The sequence below is a fragment of the Roseovarius gahaiensis genome (genome assembly GCF_011601345.1).
GTDB lineage: Bacteria > Pseudomonadota > Alphaproteobacteria > Rhodobacterales > Rhodobacteraceae > Roseovarius > Roseovarius gahaiensis.
Genome location: NZ_JAAORB010000053.1, coordinates 1 through 18,056, shown reverse-complemented (window position 1 = coordinate 18,056; position 18,056 = coordinate 1). Strand labels below are relative to the sequence as shown.

Annotated in this window: 22 protein-coding genes and 1 pseudogene; 12 read left to right on the top strand and 11 right to left on the bottom strand. The window is 51.0% G+C overall.

Annotation, left to right across the window (positions count from 1 at the left end; all coding sequences use genetic code 11):
• Positions 1-242 precede the first annotated feature (242 nt).
• The 4 genes from HAT86_RS15760 (at position 243) to HAT86_RS15745 (ending at position 4,043) form a co-directional block, all read left to right on the top strand.
• Complete coding sequence (locus tag HAT86_RS15760) at positions 243-692, top strand: thermonuclease family protein (RefSeq protein WP_331272570.1); 450 nt, start codon at positions 243-245, stop codon at positions 690-692.
• Between the two features lie 21 nt (positions 693-713).
• On the top strand, positions 714-2,018 hold the full coding sequence (locus HAT86_RS15755; RefSeq protein ID WP_167200096.1) for a hypothetical protein: 1,305 nt from the start codon (positions 714-716) through the stop codon (positions 2,016-2,018).
• A 3-nt stretch (positions 2,019-2,021) separates the two neighbouring features.
• The gene (locus tag HAT86_RS15750; RefSeq protein ID WP_167200093.1) at positions 2,022-2,813 is read left to right on the top strand and encodes a COG3904 family protein; all 792 of its coding nucleotides are present in this window, start codon (positions 2,022-2,024) and stop codon (positions 2,811-2,813) included.
• Positions 2,814-3,449: 636 nt separating this feature from the next.
• On the top strand, positions 3,450-4,043 hold the full coding sequence (locus HAT86_RS15745; protein WP_167200090.1) for a DUF4893 domain-containing protein: 594 nt from the start codon (positions 3,450-3,452) through the stop codon (positions 4,041-4,043).
• A 13-nt stretch (positions 4,044-4,056) separates the two neighbouring features.
• Here HAT86_RS15745 and HAT86_RS15740 read toward each other — a convergent pair whose 3' ends face one another.
• Both HAT86_RS15740 and HAT86_RS15735 read right to left on the bottom strand, forming a co-directional pair.
• Positions 4,057-4,662: a hypothetical protein gene (locus HAT86_RS15740; RefSeq protein ID WP_167200087.1), complete on the bottom strand. Its 606-nt coding sequence runs from the start codon at positions 4,660-4,662 to the stop codon at positions 4,057-4,059.
• Positions 4,659-4,997 carry a lysozyme inhibitor LprI family protein gene (locus HAT86_RS15735; RefSeq protein WP_167200083.1) on the bottom strand — a complete coding sequence of 113 codons (339 nt, stop codon included), beginning with the start codon at positions 4,995-4,997 and terminating at the stop codon, positions 4,659-4,661. Before HAT86_RS15735 ends, HAT86_RS15740 begins: the two co-directional genes overlap by 4 nt.
• Positions 4,998-5,389: 392 nt before the next feature.
• On the opposite strand from HAT86_RS15735, the gene HAT86_RS15730 reads away from it, so the two are divergent.
• The 5 genes from HAT86_RS15730 (at position 5,390) to HAT86_RS15710 (ending at position 8,784) form a co-directional block, all read left to right on the top strand.
• A complete protein-coding gene (locus HAT86_RS15730; protein ID WP_167200080.1) occupies positions 5,390-5,929 on the top strand; it encodes a hypothetical protein in 540 nt (179 codons plus the stop codon).
• Between the two features lie 205 nt (positions 5,930-6,134).
• Positions 6,135-7,397, top strand: coding sequence for a tyrosine-type recombinase/integrase (locus HAT86_RS15725; RefSeq protein WP_167200077.1), 1,263 nt, complete (start codon positions 6,135-6,137; stop codon positions 7,395-7,397).
• Between the two features lie 166 nt (positions 7,398-7,563).
• On the top strand, positions 7,564-7,812 hold the full coding sequence (locus HAT86_RS15720; RefSeq protein ID WP_167200074.1) for a WGR domain-containing protein: 249 nt from the start codon (positions 7,564-7,566) through the stop codon (positions 7,810-7,812).
• 405 nt (positions 7,813-8,217) lie between these two features.
• On the top strand, positions 8,218-8,499 hold the full coding sequence (locus HAT86_RS15715) for a hypothetical protein (protein ID WP_167200071.1): 282 nt from the start codon (positions 8,218-8,220) through the stop codon (positions 8,497-8,499).
• 63 nt (positions 8,500-8,562) lie between these two features.
• The gene (locus HAT86_RS15710) at positions 8,563-8,784 is read left to right on the top strand and encodes a hypothetical protein (RefSeq protein WP_167200068.1); all 222 of its coding nucleotides are present in this window, start codon (positions 8,563-8,565) and stop codon (positions 8,782-8,784) included.
• A gap of 361 nt (positions 8,785-9,145) precedes the next feature.
• Here the strand turns inward: HAT86_RS15710 and HAT86_RS15705 are convergent, their stop codons facing one another.
• The 3 genes from HAT86_RS15705 to HAT86_RS15695 all read right to left on the bottom strand — a co-directional run bounded on the left by HAT86_RS15705 (position 9,146) and on the right by HAT86_RS15695 (position 10,670).
• Positions 9,146-9,430: a lipid-binding SYLF domain-containing protein gene (locus HAT86_RS15705; RefSeq protein WP_167200065.1), complete on the bottom strand. Its 285-nt coding sequence runs from the start codon at positions 9,428-9,430 to the stop codon at positions 9,146-9,148.
• A 286-nt stretch (positions 9,431-9,716) separates the two neighbouring features.
• Positions 9,717-10,283 carry a tyrosine-type recombinase/integrase gene (locus HAT86_RS15700; RefSeq protein WP_167200062.1) on the bottom strand — a complete coding sequence of 189 codons (567 nt, stop codon included), beginning with the start codon at positions 10,281-10,283 and terminating at the stop codon, positions 9,717-9,719.
• 216 nt (positions 10,284-10,499) lie between these two features.
• On the bottom strand, positions 10,500-10,670 hold the full coding sequence (locus HAT86_RS15695; protein WP_167200059.1) for a thioredoxin domain-containing protein: 171 nt from the start codon (positions 10,668-10,670) through the stop codon (positions 10,500-10,502).
• Positions 10,671-10,896: 226 nt separating this feature from the next.
• On the opposite strand from HAT86_RS15695, the gene HAT86_RS15690 reads away from it, so the two are divergent.
• Positions 10,897-11,610, top strand: a complete 714-nt coding sequence (locus tag HAT86_RS15690; RefSeq protein WP_167200056.1) for a UPF0149 family protein — start codon at positions 10,897-10,899, stop codon at positions 11,608-11,610.
• A 240-nt stretch (positions 11,611-11,850) separates the two neighbouring features.
• Here HAT86_RS15690 and HAT86_RS15685 read toward each other — a convergent pair whose 3' ends face one another.
• The 4 genes from HAT86_RS15685 to HAT86_RS15670 form a co-directional block, all read right to left on the bottom strand.
• Positions 11,851-12,192, bottom strand: a complete 342-nt coding sequence (locus HAT86_RS15685) for an HU family DNA-binding protein (RefSeq protein ID WP_167200053.1) — start codon at positions 12,190-12,192, stop codon at positions 11,851-11,853.
• A gap of 124 nt (positions 12,193-12,316) precedes the next feature.
• Positions 12,317-12,577 (bottom strand): DUF3768 domain-containing protein, encoded by a 261-nt coding sequence (locus HAT86_RS17045; RefSeq protein ID WP_331272571.1) that lies wholly within the window; start codon positions 12,575-12,577, stop codon positions 12,317-12,319.
• 64 nt (positions 12,578-12,641) lie between these two features.
• Complete coding sequence (locus HAT86_RS15675) at positions 12,642-13,100, bottom strand: hypothetical protein (protein ID WP_167200047.1); 459 nt, start codon at positions 13,098-13,100, stop codon at positions 12,642-12,644.
• Positions 13,101-13,485: 385 nt separating this feature from the next.
• Entirely contained in the window at positions 13,486-14,106 is a 621-nt protein-coding gene (locus HAT86_RS15670) for a hypothetical protein (RefSeq protein ID WP_167200045.1), read from the bottom strand.
• A 574-nt stretch (positions 14,107-14,680) separates the two neighbouring features.
• Here HAT86_RS15670 and HAT86_RS15665 point away from each other — a divergent pair.
• Entirely contained in the window at positions 14,681-15,007 is a 327-nt protein-coding gene (locus HAT86_RS15665) for a DUF6626 family protein (RefSeq protein ID WP_167200042.1), read from the top strand.
• 291 nt (positions 15,008-15,298) lie between these two features.
• On the opposite strand, the gene HAT86_RS15660 is transcribed toward HAT86_RS15665, so the two are convergent.
• Together HAT86_RS15660 and HAT86_RS15655 are read right to left on the bottom strand one after the other, a co-directional pair.
• A complete protein-coding gene (locus HAT86_RS15660) occupies positions 15,299-15,814 on the bottom strand; it encodes a hypothetical protein (RefSeq protein ID WP_167200039.1) in 516 nt (171 codons plus the stop codon).
• A 557-nt stretch (positions 15,815-16,371) separates the two neighbouring features.
• Positions 16,372-16,740 (bottom strand): hypothetical protein, encoded by a 369-nt coding sequence (locus tag HAT86_RS15655; protein WP_167200036.1) that lies wholly within the window; start codon positions 16,738-16,740, stop codon positions 16,372-16,374.
• A gap of 406 nt (positions 16,741-17,146) precedes the next feature.
• Between HAT86_RS15655 and HAT86_RS16930 the strand changes: the two are divergent.
• Positions 17,147-17,982 (top strand): annotated as a pseudogene (locus HAT86_RS16930) (IS3 family transposase); the annotation flags it as partial.
• Positions 17,983-18,056: the final 74 nt, after the last annotated feature.

Sequence of the window (18,056 nt, the reverse complement as noted above, 5' to 3'; positions counted from 1 at the left end):
TGATCACCCCGAGCCTACGGCTCAGGGGAAGCAACGCCACCCTTTTTCAAAGTTTCAACATCCGTCGGGACATCCCCCAAGGGCGAGCCCAGCCATAACAATATCAATCACTTAGCCGATTTGCTGTTGAACTTGCGAACTTCGGGCGTCTGCGCGACCAAGGAAGCCGCTCAGGGCAGAAAGCGCTTGATCAGCTGGCGCAATCAGACGATCTTGAAGTCAGTTGTCAGGCCACTTGGGAAATGTCGGTTAATGGGAGGAGCAATTTGAAGTATCTCACACCAATTTTAACGCTCGTTGTCTGCTTGATGTCTCAACCCGTTGAAGCAAGAGACGTCAGAGGAACCGCTTATGTTCGTGATGCTGATACAGTTGTCGTGTCAGGAACCCCTGTTCGACTAAACGGGATCGATGCGCCAGAGTTGTCCAACCGATATGGACGCGCAGCAAAGTCTTTTATGGAACGACTACTGCGCGGTAAAACCGTAACGTGTGAGTTAACGGGCGCGCGCACATATGACCGTTGGGTTGGCACATGCTTTATTCGTCAAGACGAGCACTGGATGGATATTGCAGCTATTGTAATTGCCAACGGGCACGCCTTGGACTGCCGACGGTATTCAGGCGGCAAATATAGGTCGCTGGAACCATCAGGGGCGCGCGCAAGACTACCGGAAGCGAATTACTGCTGAACCAATATTTGGGATCTGAACATGACCGACCAAAACAGGCGTTTAACCGCTGCAGAAACCAAAGGCCTGCGGACAGCCAAAGAATTGGAAGGTCATCTTGCATGGCTTGATACATTTACCCCTGCCGCGCTTGGGGTTCTGGCAATTGCGTCAGGTATCTACACCTATCTGGGCGTCACATCTCTTCTTGAAGATACAGGTGCGATGAGCTTCTTTGCGGCTGTTGCTTACTCAATAGCTGTCTCAGTTGGGATCTTTGTGTTTTGGAGCTACATGCTCCGCCTTTTACCCTCCATGCGCAGTGCAGCAGGGTTTATCGGCTTAACAGTCTCTACAATGGTCGGCTCACTTGCGATTATAGCAATGTCGAGTTGGCTGAATGCAGCGGCGTTGGCAGGCTCGGCTGCAGTCGAACAGCACCTTGATTTGACGGTTCGAGATTATCAAAACGCTCTTGAACAGGCCCATGATATAGCGCTTTCTGCACAAGCTCTGGAACGTGAAGTTCGTCGCGCACGTGAGGCATTTGAGGCGCTCGCTGAACAAGAGCGGTCCGGGGAATTGTCGGGGACAGCGGGTGAAGGCGCTGTTTACCGAGTTTTAAGACAAAAAACCGAAGAGCTGGAAAGTCTTGAAACACAGATAGCAGAACAACAACCTTTAATTGATGATGCTTTCGAACAGGGCAATGAAATCCTTGGTAGGATGCGTGCACTGACCGTCGCTCCTGGACCCGTTGAGCAACGCTCAGTAGCCTTTTCGGAGGAAAGTGTTCGACTGGCGGGGGTTATTTCAAACTTAAATCAGTATTCCGTTGCTTTGCTTGTGGCCCGCGCTGCTGCGGATCTACCCGTGTCGGTGGTCTTGCCAGAACTTGATGGTCGCACGAGCCGCGTCAGGGACGCCCAGTCTACCACCATTGGTTCAGTGCTCGACGCGTTGGATCAACGTAGCAAAACGCTTGGGCAAGCCGCGTCAGAGGTTCTGGAAATGGAGCCCCCGCAAGAGACGGCGTATAATCCGATCTCAAGTGCTGACGCCGTAATTCGCTATGCAAGCAGCTTCGTACCGTCCTGGGCAGGTGCCATTGCGATTGATCTTCTTCCGGGCGTTCTCGTCTTTGTCCTCGCTGTCACACAGGCTGCAATCCGCAGTGGGCGGGATGGGTTAAGTATCGAAGAAACGCTCACACTATCGGATCTGAAAGCCGCTATCAATGCGATGCGCGATGTGGAAGTTTCGTTGGGAAGCGCCGATGCCGAAATCAGCAGGCGACTACAGATGAATAAACCATCGAAAGACAGTGATAGCGAAGAGGCTGATTAAGCTTTGCAGCTCTTCATTGAGAAAAGCCGTTCACTGACAATTAACAAAGGGCTCAAGCTCATACTCTTGCTACAAGTGGCAACTGCAGGCTTGTTACTCTTAACTGATGTGGGCACGCGATGGAGCTTTGAAGGCGCGTCTGTGGAACCAGAGATCACTGAACCCATCTCCCCGGGAGATCAGGTGCGAAGATATGATCCTACACGTTTCAAACCAGAATTCTCGGACCCAGAAAGAAGACCAGACATAGATCTACCATCAGACCTTCCACCGCGTCTGAAACTCACAATGCGTGATGACCCTGATATCGGTACAATCTTGCTCATGTATGGGAAAATTGCGCCAGGAGACGCTCAAAGAGTGAATGCCTACTTTGATAACCTCGATATGCTTCCAGACAGCATCGCCCTCAATAGTACAGGTGGTGTTGTCGGTGAGGCTCTTGAGATAGGACGCATGGTCCGCCAGCTGTCACTGAATACACTAATCATGCCCGGAACAATTTGTCTGTCCTCATGCCCATATATCCTAGCAGGAGGAACCGAACGCCAGGTATCCCTTTCAGGCGCTGTTGGTTTGCACCAGCATTACTATGACACACCAGGCTATATGCCTGTGTTTTTTGCGGTTAAAAATATCCAATTGGGACAAGGTGAAACCATGGGGTACCTGATTGAGATGGGTATTGATCCTGGTGTGATGGTCCATAGCCTCAAAACACCACCCGACGACATCTATCTACTTGTCGAAAGCCAATTGCTTGAAAGCCGTATGGCGACCGAAATTACTGACTGATGAAACACGTTAGCCTTATGAAAAGTTGAACAACCTACGCAGTTTAGTCATACAAAGAGGCGTTGTCATCAGGCTGACTGAACAACGCCTTCACCATATCCTGAAATTCAAAAGGAAATGGCGAATGGAGTACTTGACTCTTAGATTTGGTCGGACAGCCGTTACACCTATTGAAAATCCTCGTGTCGGTGGTTCTATTCCGCCCCCGGGCACCATTTTAACTAGCAAAAACAAAGACTTAAGCATCGCACAGTTTTACAAAATGTGCTGCACACTCATCGCACAGTTTTATTGCGTGTTTAGCTGGGTGATTTACTGTGGTGAACACAGTGTTTGTGGTTGCTGTGTTGAACACAGTATTTGAACACCGTTTTCCCAACACAGCCGCGCGAAAAGCTGGTTTCACAAGCCATTACCATAATGCATGTTCTGTCAGAAGTTTTACGTTTGGGTATAGGGTTCATGTGTTGGAAGATGCTCAGGAAACAGGATCTTGAACGTTTAGGTGCCGGGAAGCTAAGAGATGCACAGCCATAATTGGATTGCGCAAAGCGCAGGCTACGTAATTGTGGCAACGACTAATCTGCACCTACGCAGCACCTTATTGCTGGATAAAAAGATGGAAAAACAACGCCCATGAACAAACTGGTCTTTTATTTTTCAGCAGCATTTGCGCTTGCAATCTTTGGTCCGTCGACGTCTGTGTATAGCGATGGTGCCATTGTGGGTCTGATGTCCAAAGAGGATGTCAAGCTTCTTGAGGAGTACGACACGCGCCGTGAGGCTGCAATTACCGCTGCCATGGATGTTGAGGATCAAGCTGCGTCCGAGGTGCTTCGACAGGTTCTGGCGGGTGACGTGCGTTCGTTCGACGGTGGCTATGATCCCAGTGGAGATTGGCGTTGCCGTTACATCAAGCTTGGCGGAGACCCTGCGTTGACGGTCTACGACTGGTTTTCGTGCCGCATCTTTGATGACGGCGCGGGATGGGTGTTTCAGAAAACATCTGGTTCTCAGCGCAGTATGGGACGGCTGTACCGGTTGATGGAAGAGCGGCTGCTGTACTTGGGGGCGCTGCATTATGGCTCTGAAGCGTCGAACTGGTTTGGTGACGAACCTTCGCGCAATCAGATGGCGGTTCTAATCCGATTGGATGACGGGCGCATGCGGTTGGAATTCCCCGCACCTTTGGCTGAGTCAGAATTTGATATTCTGGAACTGTCTCCCTGAACGGACAAAATGCTCAGGGCAAAAGCGTGAGGCTTGCCGGATCAAATAGGGGGCTTTCTTGCCCTTCGTCGACGAAGATCGCGCGATCTGGCCAGCGTAAGTCTGTCAAGAAATACCGCACGCCGTGGGTCGAGGCGCCATAGGGTCCGCAGGCGGGCTCGGGTATATCGCCTGAGGCTGTTGGGCTGAGCGCGGTCTGGTCCGCCGGTCTGAGCACATGGAAAGCCATTGTGCGCGGTGCCGGGCGCGGAGCGATTGGTTCCCAGATGCACGCGGCGTTCGCATCCAGTAGGCCAGCCGAGATCAGTGTTTTGCTGATTGCGCGGATGTTTGCGCCCGCAGGCATGACAAAGGCCTGCACTGCAATGCCCATGACGGTTCCATCCTTCTTGGTTACGAAAGCCGCGTGCCCTTCATCCCAAACAACTTGCCATGTTCTCTCGTTGAAGCGGCAGGTTTCGGTCCATAGACCGATGCCGCCACCCTCGCGCCAGTTCCAGTAACAGTTTGCTGCATCGGTTTGCCAATTGGGCTCTGCGGGCAAAGTGCTGTTATTGGCACGCCCTATGGCAGGGTGTAAAGAAGCGAACAGCGCGATGGTGATCAAGGCGCGGATCATTGCCCCCACCAGCCTTCCAGTTTGAGAGCTTGCCGTGCCGTTTCATGCATGTGACATGCCTGTGTGGCTGGCCCGCCGCCTGTGCCGCCCATCCATTGCGCCTGTTCATAAAGGCAAGACGCATCGCGGAAAATGATCCATGACCGTTGCATGTTTCGAAGGCTGTCTTCTATCGAGGCCGCTGCCGATCTTAGGCCAAGCGTGTCGCTATCTTGATCTTTGGCTATGGCCATGCGTTCCGCATATGCCGCATTCAGCCTTGCGTCCCAGTAACCGACCTCACCGTCAAGACACTCGATCATGCCAATGGTTGTGTCGCCGCCGGGTGTCATCATGCAAGCCCCTGCTGCGCGACCAACGCAATCCAACACTGAATGCTCCGAGAGACCGGGAGAAGTTTCATAGGCCTGTCTGACACAGGACTCGGTTTCGTCTGGCGTAAACACTGGCTCGCTTTGTGCTGGTGCAGCTATCGCGAAACTTCCGGTCAAAATGATTAGAGCAAGTGAAATACCTCGATTTTTGAATAGGTTTTGTGACCGCGTGGTTTTATCAAGCATAGTTCCGATCCTTCTTTTGGCCTATGTTCTGTTGCCTGTATTAAAGGTCAATAGATCGAAACCGCTTTTGCCGGTTGCAACACCAAAAACGAGCGCTCAGCCAAGGGACTTGGTGTGCCGCGTCAATCTGCTTACTAAAGAAGAAAAGGTTCTGGGGCGCTACTCTTATGAATAAAAAAGCAAATCTTGAGGTTCGTGCGAAGGTGGGTGTTTTCAACCGCTCTGTCGCGTGCCGATTGGGTGAAGGTATGTTAGAGGTTGAGCGCGGTGGCAATGTGCAAAGGGTTGGCTATGATGAGATTGTCGAAATCCGCTTTCAAAAACGCAGATCAGGGCGTTCTGTGCTCGGCATTCAGCGTGCGACGGGCAGGGCGATAACGCTCCGTGTGTCGTCAGGAGCCACAAGTGATGAAGCAGTCAACGATTTTGTGAAATCGCTTTGCAGCCTTTTGGCTGCGACCTCGCCGGATGCGCGCGTTGTGATTGGACCAAGCCGAACACAATGGGTGGCGTCTTGGGGCGGCTTGTTTGCATCCGGTGCCGTTCTGCTTTTCGCGGTTTGGAGCTTGCTGGCTGGTGACAACATCGGGTCTATGCTCATGCCGATTGGTATTTCACTGGTCAATTTGGCGGTCGTGGTGCCAATTTTACGATCTGGCCGGCCGCACCAATACAGCGTGGCCGAGGCGCTTTTACGCGGCTTATAGATCTGACGGTATAAGTCCTCGGATCGGCCATGAACAGGAGACTGTACTGAATTTGAGCGACGACTGACCTTTGATAGCCAATGCCGAAGACCTTACTGGCGACAAAAACATAGCTTTCGCATAATTGTGGACCAAGCAGTAGTTTTTCCGACTGACAGCGCCAACACAAAACCGTACTGTGCGATGAAGCTTGGGGAAACACAGTATGGTCGCACTCAGTGCAAACACACACACGCTGCTGGACGGCGAGGTTAAGGTCTACAAGCGCGGCAACAGCAAGCGCTGGCAGGCCACGTTCAAGATTGACCAGCACTGGGTGAGGATCAGCACGGGCAAGACGGTGTTGGAGGAAGCCAAAACTGTGGCCCGTGACCAGTATCTTGAATACAAGTTCCGCGCCAAGCACGAGCTGCCTGTTGTGACCAAACGCTTTGAAGACGTGGCCAAGCTTGCGATTGCGGATATGCAGAAGCAGCTGGATGCTGAGGCAGGGCGCAAGGTCTACAAGGATTACATCAAGGCGCTGAACCTCTATTTCATCCCGTTCTTTGGCAAGACCTTCATCACCAGCATCGACCACCAAAAAATTCAGGACTTTAATGCGTGGCGCAAGCGGGTGATCGGGCGCGATCCCAAAGCCAGCACGCTGAACACCCATAATTCCGCTATGAACCGTGTGTACGACGAGGCTGTGGCACGCGGGTTCATCACGCAAGCCAAGGTGCCCATACTGACGAACAAGGGCGAAGGTGCAAAGCGGCGACCTGATTTTAGCCGAGAGGATTCTCGCAAGATGATCCGCAAGCTGCCGCACTGGATCGAACAGGGCAAAGGCGGCAAGTCACGTGATATGCGCCACCTTCTGCGCGACTATGTGCTGATTGTCGCCAACACGGGTATGCGACCCGGCACAGAAGCGGAGAACCTGCGCTGGAAGCACGTGACCGTGTTTGAAGACAACGGCTTGGAGTATGTGGAGTTCTACTTGCACGGCAAGACCAAGCCCCACGAAGCGATTGGGCGGGCTGGCACGATTGACTATCTCAAGCGCCTGCACTCGCGCACGGAAGCGATCAAGGACATTGAGTTCTACGCTATGCTCAAGCAAAAGCTGGACCTGCCCGTGTTCTGTCTGCCTGATGGAACAGTCACGGACAACCTGCGCCAGACCTTCAAAGCGTTTTTGACCAAGCACGATTTGTTGGTCTGCCCGAAGACGGGCGACAATCGCGTGCTGTACAGCCTGCGGCACACCTACGCCACCTTTGCACTGGTGAACGACGGAATGGATATCCACGCACTGGCACAGCAGATGGGCACCTCGATTGGCATGATCGAACGCCATTACAGCCACCTTACTCCGCGTATGAAAAAGGATATGTTCACGGGCAAGCGCTACGAGCTGTCAGCGGAAGCTTATGCGGCGCAGAAGGCAGAAGGTGGTGCGGGTGTGGGCGACGAGGAATAGGGGAACACAGTTTTTCAACCTAGTTTTCCAAACACAGTTGGCGCACCACGCAAGCGTAACACAGTTTGGCAAACCTGTGTGGTTCCACAGCGATTGGCTGGAAGGCTGGTGTGCGGCGAGGGGTTCTGCAAAACTGCATACATCGCAAACGATTCCTTAACCGCCAATGATTACGCTTGTTCATCATCACGCAGAACGGCCCAGCTTCTACCGCGTAGATGTTGGATATAATCTGTTTGGTGAATATTCCGTGGTCAGAGAATGGGGCGGCAACGGGCGAAACGGTGTGCATCGCATCGCTTGGTTTTCCAACCTACGTGATGCTGCAGTGGCGGCGGACCGGTGGAACGTGAGGGCTTGTGCCAAAGGATATGAACTTACTGACAGGGTGGTGGCGGGGGAGCATGCTCCATAAGCACGGTATAGAGCGTCAGCTGCATCAGCGTTTAAAGATTGAATATTTCGAACATATTGTCGTCGCTATGCTTTGGCGCATAAAATGAGCTGAACGAGTGATGTTCACTATCCTTTAGGTATTGTTGTTTCCTGAGGCTCCATCAAAAAATGATTTTTTTATTGATTTAGCTTTTGAGCAGCTATTGTGGATAAACATGTTTTGAAGCATCTTATAGGCTCACTGCTCGCACGCCCTACCCGTGCGACACGCCTACTTTATGCCCTGCCTGAAAAGTGCAGGGCATTTTTTAAGTGGGCAAGCTGGGTCGTCGATTGAGCCATACGAGTTTGTTACGTCTTCTGAGCGGCTTTTTAGGAGGCGATCTTCGCCAAGATTTGGGGGAAACAGGATGGGTAAAAGAGTATGCCGCATCAATCAGAAGTAGGGGAGTCGCAAAAGCTTGAGCAAGACAATGGTTATATTGATGCGACAAAGCATCAGTTTCCCCAGAAAGTGTTAGAGGCATTTATTGAAAATGCGCCGCGCGGTGCTCAGGCGGTATATTGTCGAGGCCCTTTTCTGAATGTGCGCAGTCTTGGGGCATTTGCCAGAAAAATGCATTTGCAGGGACATTGCGATCTTGTTCAGCGACGTATCCAAATTGGCCGCTCCGCCATTTTTGAATACCTGATGGTGAAACGCTGATGGTACGCTGGATAAACCAGAGTTGGCGCAAGGTTCAGTATCTTATGGAATGGGTTTGATTGGATGCCGAAGCACAGTGCTAAAATTTACCGAAAAGCCGTCGTGAATACGGGTAACTTGGTACATTCTCCAAGCCATCAAGGTATTTCTGGCTTCGAGGCGGAGAAACAGCGTGCAATTCCTGATACTGGCGGGCGTAAAATTCTCGGTCTTCCCATTGCGTCATGGGTGTCGCTGATTGCTGGAGCTGTTGTTGCTCTTGCTGTTTGGTTCTCTGGTGGCTGATAGGAGTTCACCTAGTGTGTGCTGGTTTGGCAGTCGTCATGGAAAGATGCGAGTAAATTTCAGGCCTTCGATCGTCGCTGTATCGTCCAAGCCCGATTGATTGAAACTGATTGCAACAATGGCAGACTGTGCTGTGGCCAGATCAGCGTTCCATCCATCGCCTTTGTCAGACGCTACGTATTGCACTGAACCACCTGCTGACCATCCTGAGGATGACACAAAAGTCTACACTGCGTCTTGGGTCGTAAAAAACAAGATATGTGAGAATTGTTGGCTGCCGGCTTGTAGGCCAATGTTTCCCTTGGCGGCTGAATAATACGCTTGAGTTTCGTTGGCACCTTAGAGGGCGCCGCGACCATATTCATCCGCCGATGATGAATCCACCTTGGCTCATCCGTGGGATTACCAGAACAGCTTCGGAATTTTCAGCCAAGCTTACCGCGGAAGAGTAATTTGTGTAGAGCTGATACAAAGTTGCCGTAACGGCGGTATCGATTTTGGCAGCATCATATGTGCGATTATAAGATGTGCGCCCAATCGTGATAGATGTTGTGAAAACTAGAGCGATTAAGCTACGGAAAATTTGCTGCCCTTTAGGCAGTCGACTGCTTTGAAGTGATAAATACGCCACATCCAAAAAACGCAAGCTTATAACACCATTTCAATACGTTGACGTAAAACTTGCGTTGGGTGGAAGTATGGCTACGCAACCTCAAAAAGGATCCGACAATGAAATCGAAATTCACACTTATCCTCGCCATGACCACTATAATGGGTGTGGCGGCCTGCAGCCAGCCTGAGCCCGAACCCGAATTTGTGACGGTTGAGCCGGTTATGGACAAATACTAATCGCACTGTATGAAGTGTGATTGTGGCAGGGCGAATTGGACTTACCTCATCCTCAGTCCCTACGCCCTGTCAACATTATTCATTTAAAGCAATTCCACAGCCTCGCTCAGCTGCTCTGAATTCACGTCAATGTATCTTTGCGTGGTTGAAATATGCGAATGCCCCGCCAACGCCGCCAGCAAGCGCACGCCCACGCCTTTGTTGGCCAATCGGGTGATGTAGGTGCGCCGACCTGAATGGCTGGATGCATCTTTCAGACCAACGGCCTTGTAGATGTCCAAAAACAGCTGGCACATGGTGTTACCTGAGAAATGCCCGCCTTTCTGACTTTCAAACAGGGCTCGGTTGGGGTCGCTCAAGTTCAGTCCAGCAGCATAATCCGCCAACGCACGGCGTAGACGCTGGTTGAGGTACACCGTGCGCGTCTTGCCGCCTTTGCTCTGTTCAGCGCTGAGCGTGAACTGTGTGCGTGTGTTGCCTGCGTCGTCGAAAACATCCCCGCGTTTCAGTGCGGCGATTTCCTTGGCACGCAGCCCTGCATAGAAACTGAACAGGATGATGGTTTGGTCACGTGTCGGATGTCGACGGCTGCGGCAATACTGTATAACCCTACGCAGTTGAGCTTCGTTCAATGTCTGTGCTTGGCGCATATGCTGATCCCCTCAAAACCTAATCATTTGCTATAAATGACTGTAAAGTCTGAGGTATTGGTTGGTCGACCGAAACTGTGCCAGAGCAGAGAGTATTGTTTTTCAATGACTTAGGCGAAAATCTCATAGAATGCTACTTGTATGAGATTTTGGCAGCTGCAGCGCAGCACATGGAAAGCCACGCTACTGTAGCACTGCAATTTCGCGCAAAAGCACTTATCGTGAAATCTCGCCAACATGTGTGTGCATCAGTAAGCCGTCGGCGCCGATGAAAAGGGTCACGGGCAGGCCGACGGTGGAATAGTGCTGCGCCAGCCGACTGTTTGTGTCGATAAGCACGTGCTCCAAACTGATGCCGTTTTCAACAAGGTATCCGCTAACATGCATGGCTGTTTCGCCTTGGCTGGCAAAAACGAAGATAACATCGTTAGGCTTTTGGATAGTAGGCGGGGCGATAGACTTTGATGTATCAAGGTTCCGCTCTGTTGATGTTAGTCGATGACCCGCGCATGCAAAGAGTTTAACGGCCTTGTGGGCAGAATAGTCGAATTACTACCATGACTTGATGTAAGTGATCAAAACAAAACTTTTTGACAAAGACTAGGAACTGCTTTTGACTACTTTTTCCAACGATGATCTTGAAGCACTTGAAGCCGCGCTGGATGCATTGCCGCAAGATGGCCTTCCTATGAGTTTAAGTAAACTGAACGGGTATTTGACGGGTGTGTTGCTGAACCCTGATCAAATCATGCCATCACAATGGGTGCCCATGATCTGGGGTGATAATCCAAGCCAAGCATTTGAAGCGCTTCAAGACGCTGAAATGACAATCAATCTGATCATGGATCATTATAATACCATCGCAAAAATGCTTTCAGATGGTTCCCAATACGAAGCAATTCTGGCATTTGAAGTGAACCATCCGGACGAGACCCTATGGGAACCTTGGGTGGATGGTTTCATGAAAAGCACCGTACTTTCACCGAGGTCATGGGATGTTTTGACACCTGGAATCGATGAAGAGGCATATGCTTCATTGGAGTTTATATTTACTCTCGACGATGTCGCCAATGACACGCCTGACTTTCCTGAACATCAGGTGGATGAAATTGATCGAAGAGCGCCAGACCTAATCCCCATATGTGTTGCCGAACTTAATAGGTTTTCAAAAGAGTTGCGGATGATATCAGCGCCAATGGCGGAAGATGTCAGCATGGATGGTTATATGGACAACGTGGTTCCTTTTTCTGGCAAGAAACAGGGGCGAAACGAAATTTGTAAATGTGGATCAGGGCGCAAATATAAGTATTGCTGTGGTGCGAATTGAGAGACATCAGCACGGTGTTCGTATTGAAACGCGGGCTAAATCATACCTTCTCTGTATGCAGCGGCGTCGTTGAATGGCGTGAATGCGCACAAATACTCAGGGCTGCTGTCGTGAATGGGTTTTGGTTTGGCCAAGCCGCTCACGCAGCATAAGTGCTCAGCTTTTGGTCGATACAGTGGACATGAAAAGGGCACACCAGTTTAGATGCGCCCCGCTGGAATGACCCCTGCCGAGGGCTTGTTATGTGTTCACCGCGTCTTTGAGGGCGCTCAGAGCGGATATTTTCAAAGCCTTGTCTGCTGGTTTATCAATTACTTTGCCGCTACCTGGAACTCTAACCTGACGTGCCGGACGGTCCCGTGTTTCAAACTTGGCAAGCCCAGGCAGCGATACTGCGTTTCCTGCCGCAAGCAGTTTTGTTGTGGCGGTGGTGAAGCCGGATAAGACTTTTTCAATTTCGGCTTTGTTTACGCTGCTTTCTGCCGCAATTGCTTCAACCAATTCAGCTTTCGATAATGCTTTTGCCATACGTCTTTGTCCCATATTTTGTGTTGTTAACTGGTTTGGGAGCAAGTTATTCACAGTGGGTCTCTATCTACAATAGTTTTTGCGGCTTTTTGGCTCGATAGGGCAGTTTTTTGCATATTGTATTGGCAATAAACGCTGCTGACCGTGTGAGATAAGTTTGTGCAGATGGAGCCTGAGGTCAGTACTCGTCGGCCAGCATCACCGTTAGCACCCGCGCAGTGACGGTTTCATCGGCGGGATCGGGTGAATGCATTGAGTAGTCCAAGTCGTAATAGTCAAACTTCCAAAACACCTGAACCTCGCGCCAATGGAATGACCCAAAGTCATGCTCGCCATATGGATCGTTGTCAGGTGTGAAACGATCAAATGTTCTGACTTTGGCCAATATCGCGTGAACGGCGCCGTCTCCCAACTCAGCAATGCCCGGTGTTATTAGCACACGACAGCCCGTGAAGCTCTGCCGTGCGCGATCATTAAGTGCCCTTATTTTATCTATCTCACAGTCAGCCATTTGATGTGGCCTTTGCAGCACCGGGTTTTGTGCGGAGTTTGCGCTCAACAGCGCGGGCAATCGCTGTGTCCAATTCACCTGCAGAAGCTGCGGCCAAGAATACCGCCAGCACATCACCCACGTCTTTGAGGGATTTCACGAACACAGCATTGTTGGTGCCATCAGCTGCGATCACACGTGCCCCATAACGGCACTGCACATACCACCCGTGGTCTTGCTCAAAGAACCAAGGTCTTACGCGACGATGGGTTTTGACAGAGACCCGCTCTCCGACCTCGTTGTTCATCCATTTGGTTTTTTCTACCTGATGGTCTTCGCCGTTCATTGCTGCCGCATGAACCAGCTGTTGTTCTTCAAGTCCTGCCACGAGCTTGTCACGTCGCGCCATGATAGGATCACGTGCTGTGCTTCTTTTGACGGATTTGAAGTTGAGTTTGGCAAGTGCAGTCATCTGCTATGTGCTCCTGTGCTATACACCTATAACGCGAACATATGGTCACTGCTTTATATGGACGACCGAAAAGACAGGGGTTGTGACAGGAAAGAGAAACACGGATCAGAACCGACCCTACGCCCATAAAAAAAGCGCCGAACGGTATCAACCGCCGACGCTGTAAGATGTTCTGTATGTGTAATTTGTGTTCACGTTATGTGTATAATTGCTTGTTCGTGTTCGCTTATGTGTAAGTGGTAGTGTTTCATCATTGCTGTTTGAGCTCTTTGTTGTGTTTGACGTTTGCTGTTTGAACACTTGCCATTGAACAAGGATGTGCCAAGAAATTCATCTAAGACACGATCACGTTTGAGTTGTCTGATATGTTGCAGTGCGAAGGGGCCTAGCCACGCTTCGCTACGAGGTTTCCGTCGTCTGCCGCATACGCTGCCTGTTGTGCTGTCAATGCCTGTTCTGCTTGCCTTAGCCAGATTGGGCTGGCTGCCCTTTGAATTCTCTGTCGCTGAGCGTCATGCTCGTATTTAGCCATTTCAGCCAAATCCGTGCTGTGCCAACTGATCTCGTCCAACAAGGTGGCGCTGCCCATGCGCCAGTATTCGCGTGTCACATAATTCACAGCACGTGACCTGCTGATCACCGGCATGACCCAGTTCTTGGCAAGGGGAGCTGTTTGGTGATGGTGCTTGGCCCAAATCGCGTTGAGCACACAGCAGGCGTGCTCAGTATCAACGATGGGAGATTTCAGGACAAAGTGGATGTGGAAGTTTTCCGCGTCTGACCCTTCATGCGCAAAGCACCAGCGAGGCACACGGATATGCTGTCGTTTTGCAGCATGGCCAAAGAACACGCGATCTACTCTGTTCCAGTATGAGCGTAGCAGTTTGTGGGCGGTCTCTGCGCCGATGGTTCTGCCATTCACGAACTTGAGCGTGCCAAACACGTCCCAGTCTTGCTCAAGCAGGTATCTGTTCAGTTCTCGCCGTTCCCGTCGCCAATCCGCCATCGCTGTCCTTTCCCGTGTATTTATCAACGGGGCAGAAAACTCATAGCCGATGTGGCAAAAACTGTGTGGCGGAAGTGTTGGCCGATCTTGTGTTTCCACAGTATCCGCGAACACAGTGTCACGTACTATGTTCGTAACACTGTGTTCGCGAAGTTTTGGGACAACATAGTCCGCCCCACAGTGTGTTGGGTTTTGGTGAATAACACAGCTTTTCGGATGTTGTGGAAACCAAAAACTTGCGTTGTTGGTGGAAACCCAAAACCGAGGTTCAACGCAGCACGGGCCACTGTTCGTATTTGTGGCAGGTCGCCGCTGCTGGTGTCTGGTGATGATTGTGTCCGCCGCCCATGCATTCTCCGCGTGTTGTGGGTGACGCAGTGGTCACGAAGGCTCGAGTTGCATTGGTTTTTCTTGCGCCTGCCCAGAGTGCGCATGTGGCGCAGAGCTTCATATTGGGCGAATATGTGGGCATCTGCGCCTCCTCTTATTACTGCGATATTATGGTCATCCCTTGCCTGAGAGCAATCAAAAATCGACTAAATATCTGTAGGTAAACGATATTGTAGGAGGCCATATGAGCGTGAAACTGTTAGAACACATGAGAGATGAATTGATTAGCTGTGGGGCTGTGCAAAATACGCCAGAGTTTTGTGAGGCATGGCTCGGACGCAGCGAAGGCTACATCCGCACGCTGCGCAATCACGGCACTGGGCCAAGTGTTGAAGCGCTGGCCATCTGTTCGCACAAGCTGGGCCATTACGCAGGTCGCTTGCGTGACGGTGGTAATGGGCAGCACCTGCGGCTGGCAGAGCAGTTTGATCGGCTCAAAACGCTGTGTGATCAGGCCATTGCTGAACACGCAGAACGTGTGTGGCGTGCGCCAGACCGGATGACAGCATGATTGCTAGGTCGAAATTCCCCCTGCAGCCCGAAATCTGTGCCGCGAGAAATCTGGCTGGCCAGTACTTATCGTTTTGGGGTGGTCGTTTGCTACTCCCCCGCACTACGGGAAATCCCGTATGCGTATAAGCGAGGTAGTGGGGGAGAGGATATGCAAACGGCATCCCAAGCCGAAGCCGTTGCCCATACCCGGACCCACAAAAGCAAAGCCGCGCAAGTCGCCTGACGCTGACCTGTTCAAAAAGCGCAAGCGGCCGCGTCCGTTCAACAAGCCAAAGCCAGATGAGTTGAGCTAGACGCAATCGTGCTTAATGTAGGCCTTAGCAACTTCGTTGAGCTTCCAGTAAAGTTGCGAGAAACGGTTCATTATGTCGCGCCTCACTTCCAAACCGTCTTCAATTGCGCATTCGTCTTCTTTACTATCAGCCGGGATGTACATGCCGAACATATTCCACTCAGTTGCAACTACTCCACGGCCCATCTTTCGATCAAAGAAGAACGGACAGAAGGGAAACTCACTATTCAAGTCATTTCCAATCTCGATCAAGTCTTCTGGATCAATCAGCTTACGATCATGGTATAATGTCGTTCTGATCTCAGCATGCATATTGAAATTGTCGCAGCGCATTTGAAATTTATAAGGGATCGATCTTCCATACGGTTCTTCTGATGGGCAAATCCTATTGATAAATGACATGCAGGATATTTCGCCCTCGTGCTCGACGCGCTCTTTGTAGTTGCCAAGAAAGACCTCGTCTCGATTGCAGTTGGCATTGAAATTTAAAAGCATGTTATCAATAAGTCGCATCGATTTGCCTCCTCAATCTGATGATCACTTTTCTAGCTAGACGCAGCAATCGTAGCTGGTCAGACAATCGACACAACAACTGAAAAGCGCAGGAAGTCTCGTCCGTTCAACGAAACCAAGCCAGAAGAAATCAGCCGATGGCGTCAACGGCACAGTGTAAGAGCCCTGTAGCCGTCACTTGGCACCAGCCTGCACCCGTGTAGCGGGCAACGACCAAACGCTGCTGTGTGTGCAAATTTCCGTCGAAGTATCACAGCCTTGGCTGATGTAAGGTTCTCTGCCAGAACTTCACACTACGACTGGCATGCATAGCGCAAATGGCCTAGCCTTCTTGCCAAAACAGGGAGGCAGCGTATGGAGCAGTCAGCACGCGGCAAATTTTACGAACGCATTGAGGCAGCGCCACTGGCCGTGAGAGGCTTTTCGAGAGAGTAGATAGACGACAAGTTGTCTCCCTAAAACTTTTTAAGCGACCTGTTAAGATTGCCGCTAATAAAGGTTGTAGCCGACACAACCCAAATTCAGGAACAAGCATACAATCTCATAGTATGTGATAATTATTCGATTGTGTAGCGAAAGTCTTCTCCCATACCTCTATTCCTGGTCACCTTAATTTTTTTACCAGTCTGATCTATTTCCCATTCCTGGCAATCTTCCCCAACCCCGGTCATTATGCGGCACCAATCGCCGTCAACAAATCTCCAAGTACCACCAATTTTTTTGCCGTTCCAAGTGCCTCCCCACGTGCCATCACTACTAATCGTGAAGCTTCTTACGCGACTTTCGCGATGAAGAATTAGTTTGCCGACAAATAGTGATCTGAATTCGCTTTCAGAGCTAACACGTTTATAAATTGGCACCTCGGCATAGCTGCTACTGGTGATAAAGATTAGCAAAACAAAATTCAAAAATATGCGGCTGAGCATTTATGTCTCCTAAACCTTTAACGCCCGGCGCTGTAAGTACCGAGCAAATTTTATATGTATTTAAACTTTCCATTCCCATTGTGCAACTCGTGACCATTCTTCATCTCCAGCGGTCAATTTGGACGACTGGTGTGTTCTTTATGCCTACATAGCTTCTCGCTGGCTTGATTTGCTTGTGCCAAGATCGAATGGGCGCAAAGCTCAGGAGGGGTTGATCGAGCCAACTTTGCTTAAAAACATGCGAAAACTTCGATGAAAATTCCAGCTGAAAGTTTAGCAGCAGAAGCTCTAAAGCCCTACATAAAACACACTATTTTGGTGGATCGCTGCCTGCGCAGTCAGAGGTGGTCGCGGAAATTTGGACCAGTTGTTAAGGTGGATCGCATGACGAGAGAGACGATCCGAAATGGCAAAGAGAAAGAGGCACACGCCTGAGTTCAAGGCGAAGGTCGCGCTTGAAGCGATCCGCGAAGAGATGACGCTGGCCGAGCTGTCGAAGAAGTATGGCGTGCATCCGAACCAGATCAGCACGTGGAAGCGTGCGGCAATTGAGAACATGGCCACGGCCTTCACCAGGCGGGGCGCTGATCCCGGGAAGGAGAACGAGGCGGAGATCGAGAAGCTGCATTCGAAGATTGGGCAGCTGGTGGTGGAACGGGATTTTTTAGCCAATGCCTCGGTTCAACTGCTCGGGACGCGAGGCAAAAAATGGTGAGCAAGGAGCATGAGTTGAGTCAGCGGCGGCAATGCACGCTGCTGCAATTGTCGCGCTCGACGCTGTATTATCAGCCAAAAGGTGAAAGTGCTGCGAACCTGCGCTTCATGGAGATCATCGATAAGCAGTTTATGGAAACACCGTGGTATGGATCACGCCAGATGGCACGTCACATGAAGCGGCAGGGCCACAAATGCGGCCGGCATCGTGTGCGGCGACTGATGCGCCTGATGCGGCTGGTCCCGATTTACCAAGAGCCCAACACCAGCAAGAAGCACCCGGCGCACAAGATCTATCCTTACCTGCTCAAGGGGCTGGCGATCACCCGGCCCAATCAGGTCTGGTGTGCGGACATCACCTATATCCGGATGGAGCGGGGGTTTTTGTATCTGGTAGCGATCATGGACTGGTATAGTCGCAAGGTGCTGGCTTGGCGGCTGTCGAACACACTCGATGCGGATTTCTGTGTCGCGGCGCTGAAAGAGGCATTGGCCACCTACGGCCCGCCGGAGATCTTCAATACTGATAGTCATACGATTGGAGCCAGTTCTCGGATGGTTTGACTCAAACACTGATCGACCGTTCGCTGGGTTGGTGCCGC

Excerpts from the sequence above, each read along its gene's own strand:
- HAT86_RS15725 (WP_167200077.1), top strand. The coding sequence starts at position 6,135 with ATGGTCGCACTCAGTGCAAACACACACACGCTGCTGGACGGCGAGGTT.
- HAT86_RS15700 (WP_167200062.1), bottom strand. The coding sequence starts at position 10,283 with ATGCGCCAAGCACAGACATTGAACGAAGCTCAACTGCGTAGGGTTATA.
- HAT86_RS15655 (WP_167200036.1), bottom strand. The coding sequence starts at position 16,740 with ATGCTCAGCCGCATATTTTTGAATTTTGTTTTGCTAATCTTTATCACC.
- HAT86_RS15660 (WP_167200039.1), bottom strand. The coding sequence starts at position 15,814 with ATGCGACTTATTGATAACATGCTTTTAAATTTCAATGCCAACTGCAAT.
- HAT86_RS15710 (WP_167200068.1), top strand. The coding sequence starts at position 8,563 with ATGCCGAAGCACAGTGCTAAAATTTACCGAAAAGCCGTCGTGAATACG.
- HAT86_RS15730 (WP_167200080.1), top strand. The coding sequence starts at position 5,390 with ATGAATAAAAAAGCAAATCTTGAGGTTCGTGCGAAGGTGGGTGTTTTC.
- HAT86_RS15670 (WP_167200045.1), bottom strand. The coding sequence starts at position 14,106 with ATGGCGGATTGGCGACGGGAACGGCGAGAACTGAACAGATACCTGCTT.
- HAT86_RS15720 (WP_167200074.1), top strand. The coding sequence starts at position 7,564 with ATGATTACGCTTGTTCATCATCACGCAGAACGGCCCAGCTTCTACCGC.
- HAT86_RS15695 (WP_167200059.1), bottom strand. The coding sequence starts at position 10,670 with ATGCATGTTAGCGGATACCTTGTTGAAAACGGCATCAGTTTGGAGCAC.
- HAT86_RS15755 (WP_167200096.1), top strand. The coding sequence starts at position 714 with ATGACCGACCAAAACAGGCGTTTAACCGCTGCAGAAACCAAAGGCCTG.
- HAT86_RS15740 (WP_167200087.1), bottom strand. The coding sequence starts at position 4,662 with ATGATCCGCGCCTTGATCACCATCGCGCTGTTCGCTTCTTTACACCCT.
- HAT86_RS15760 (WP_331272570.1), top strand. The coding sequence starts at position 243 with ATGTCGGTTAATGGGAGGAGCAATTTGAAGTATCTCACACCAATTTTA.
- HAT86_RS15675 (WP_167200047.1), bottom strand. The coding sequence starts at position 13,100 with ATGACTGCACTTGCCAAACTCAACTTCAAATCCGTCAAAAGAAGCACA.
- HAT86_RS15715 (WP_167200071.1), top strand. The coding sequence starts at position 8,218 with ATGCCGCATCAATCAGAAGTAGGGGAGTCGCAAAAGCTTGAGCAAGAC.
- HAT86_RS15735 (WP_167200083.1), bottom strand. The coding sequence starts at position 4,997 with ATGATGACACCCGGCGGCGACACAACCATTGGCATGATCGAGTGTCTT.
- HAT86_RS15745 (WP_167200090.1), top strand. The coding sequence starts at position 3,450 with ATGAACAAACTGGTCTTTTATTTTTCAGCAGCATTTGCGCTTGCAATC.
- HAT86_RS15665 (WP_167200042.1), top strand. The coding sequence starts at position 14,681 with ATGAGCGTGAAACTGTTAGAACACATGAGAGATGAATTGATTAGCTGT.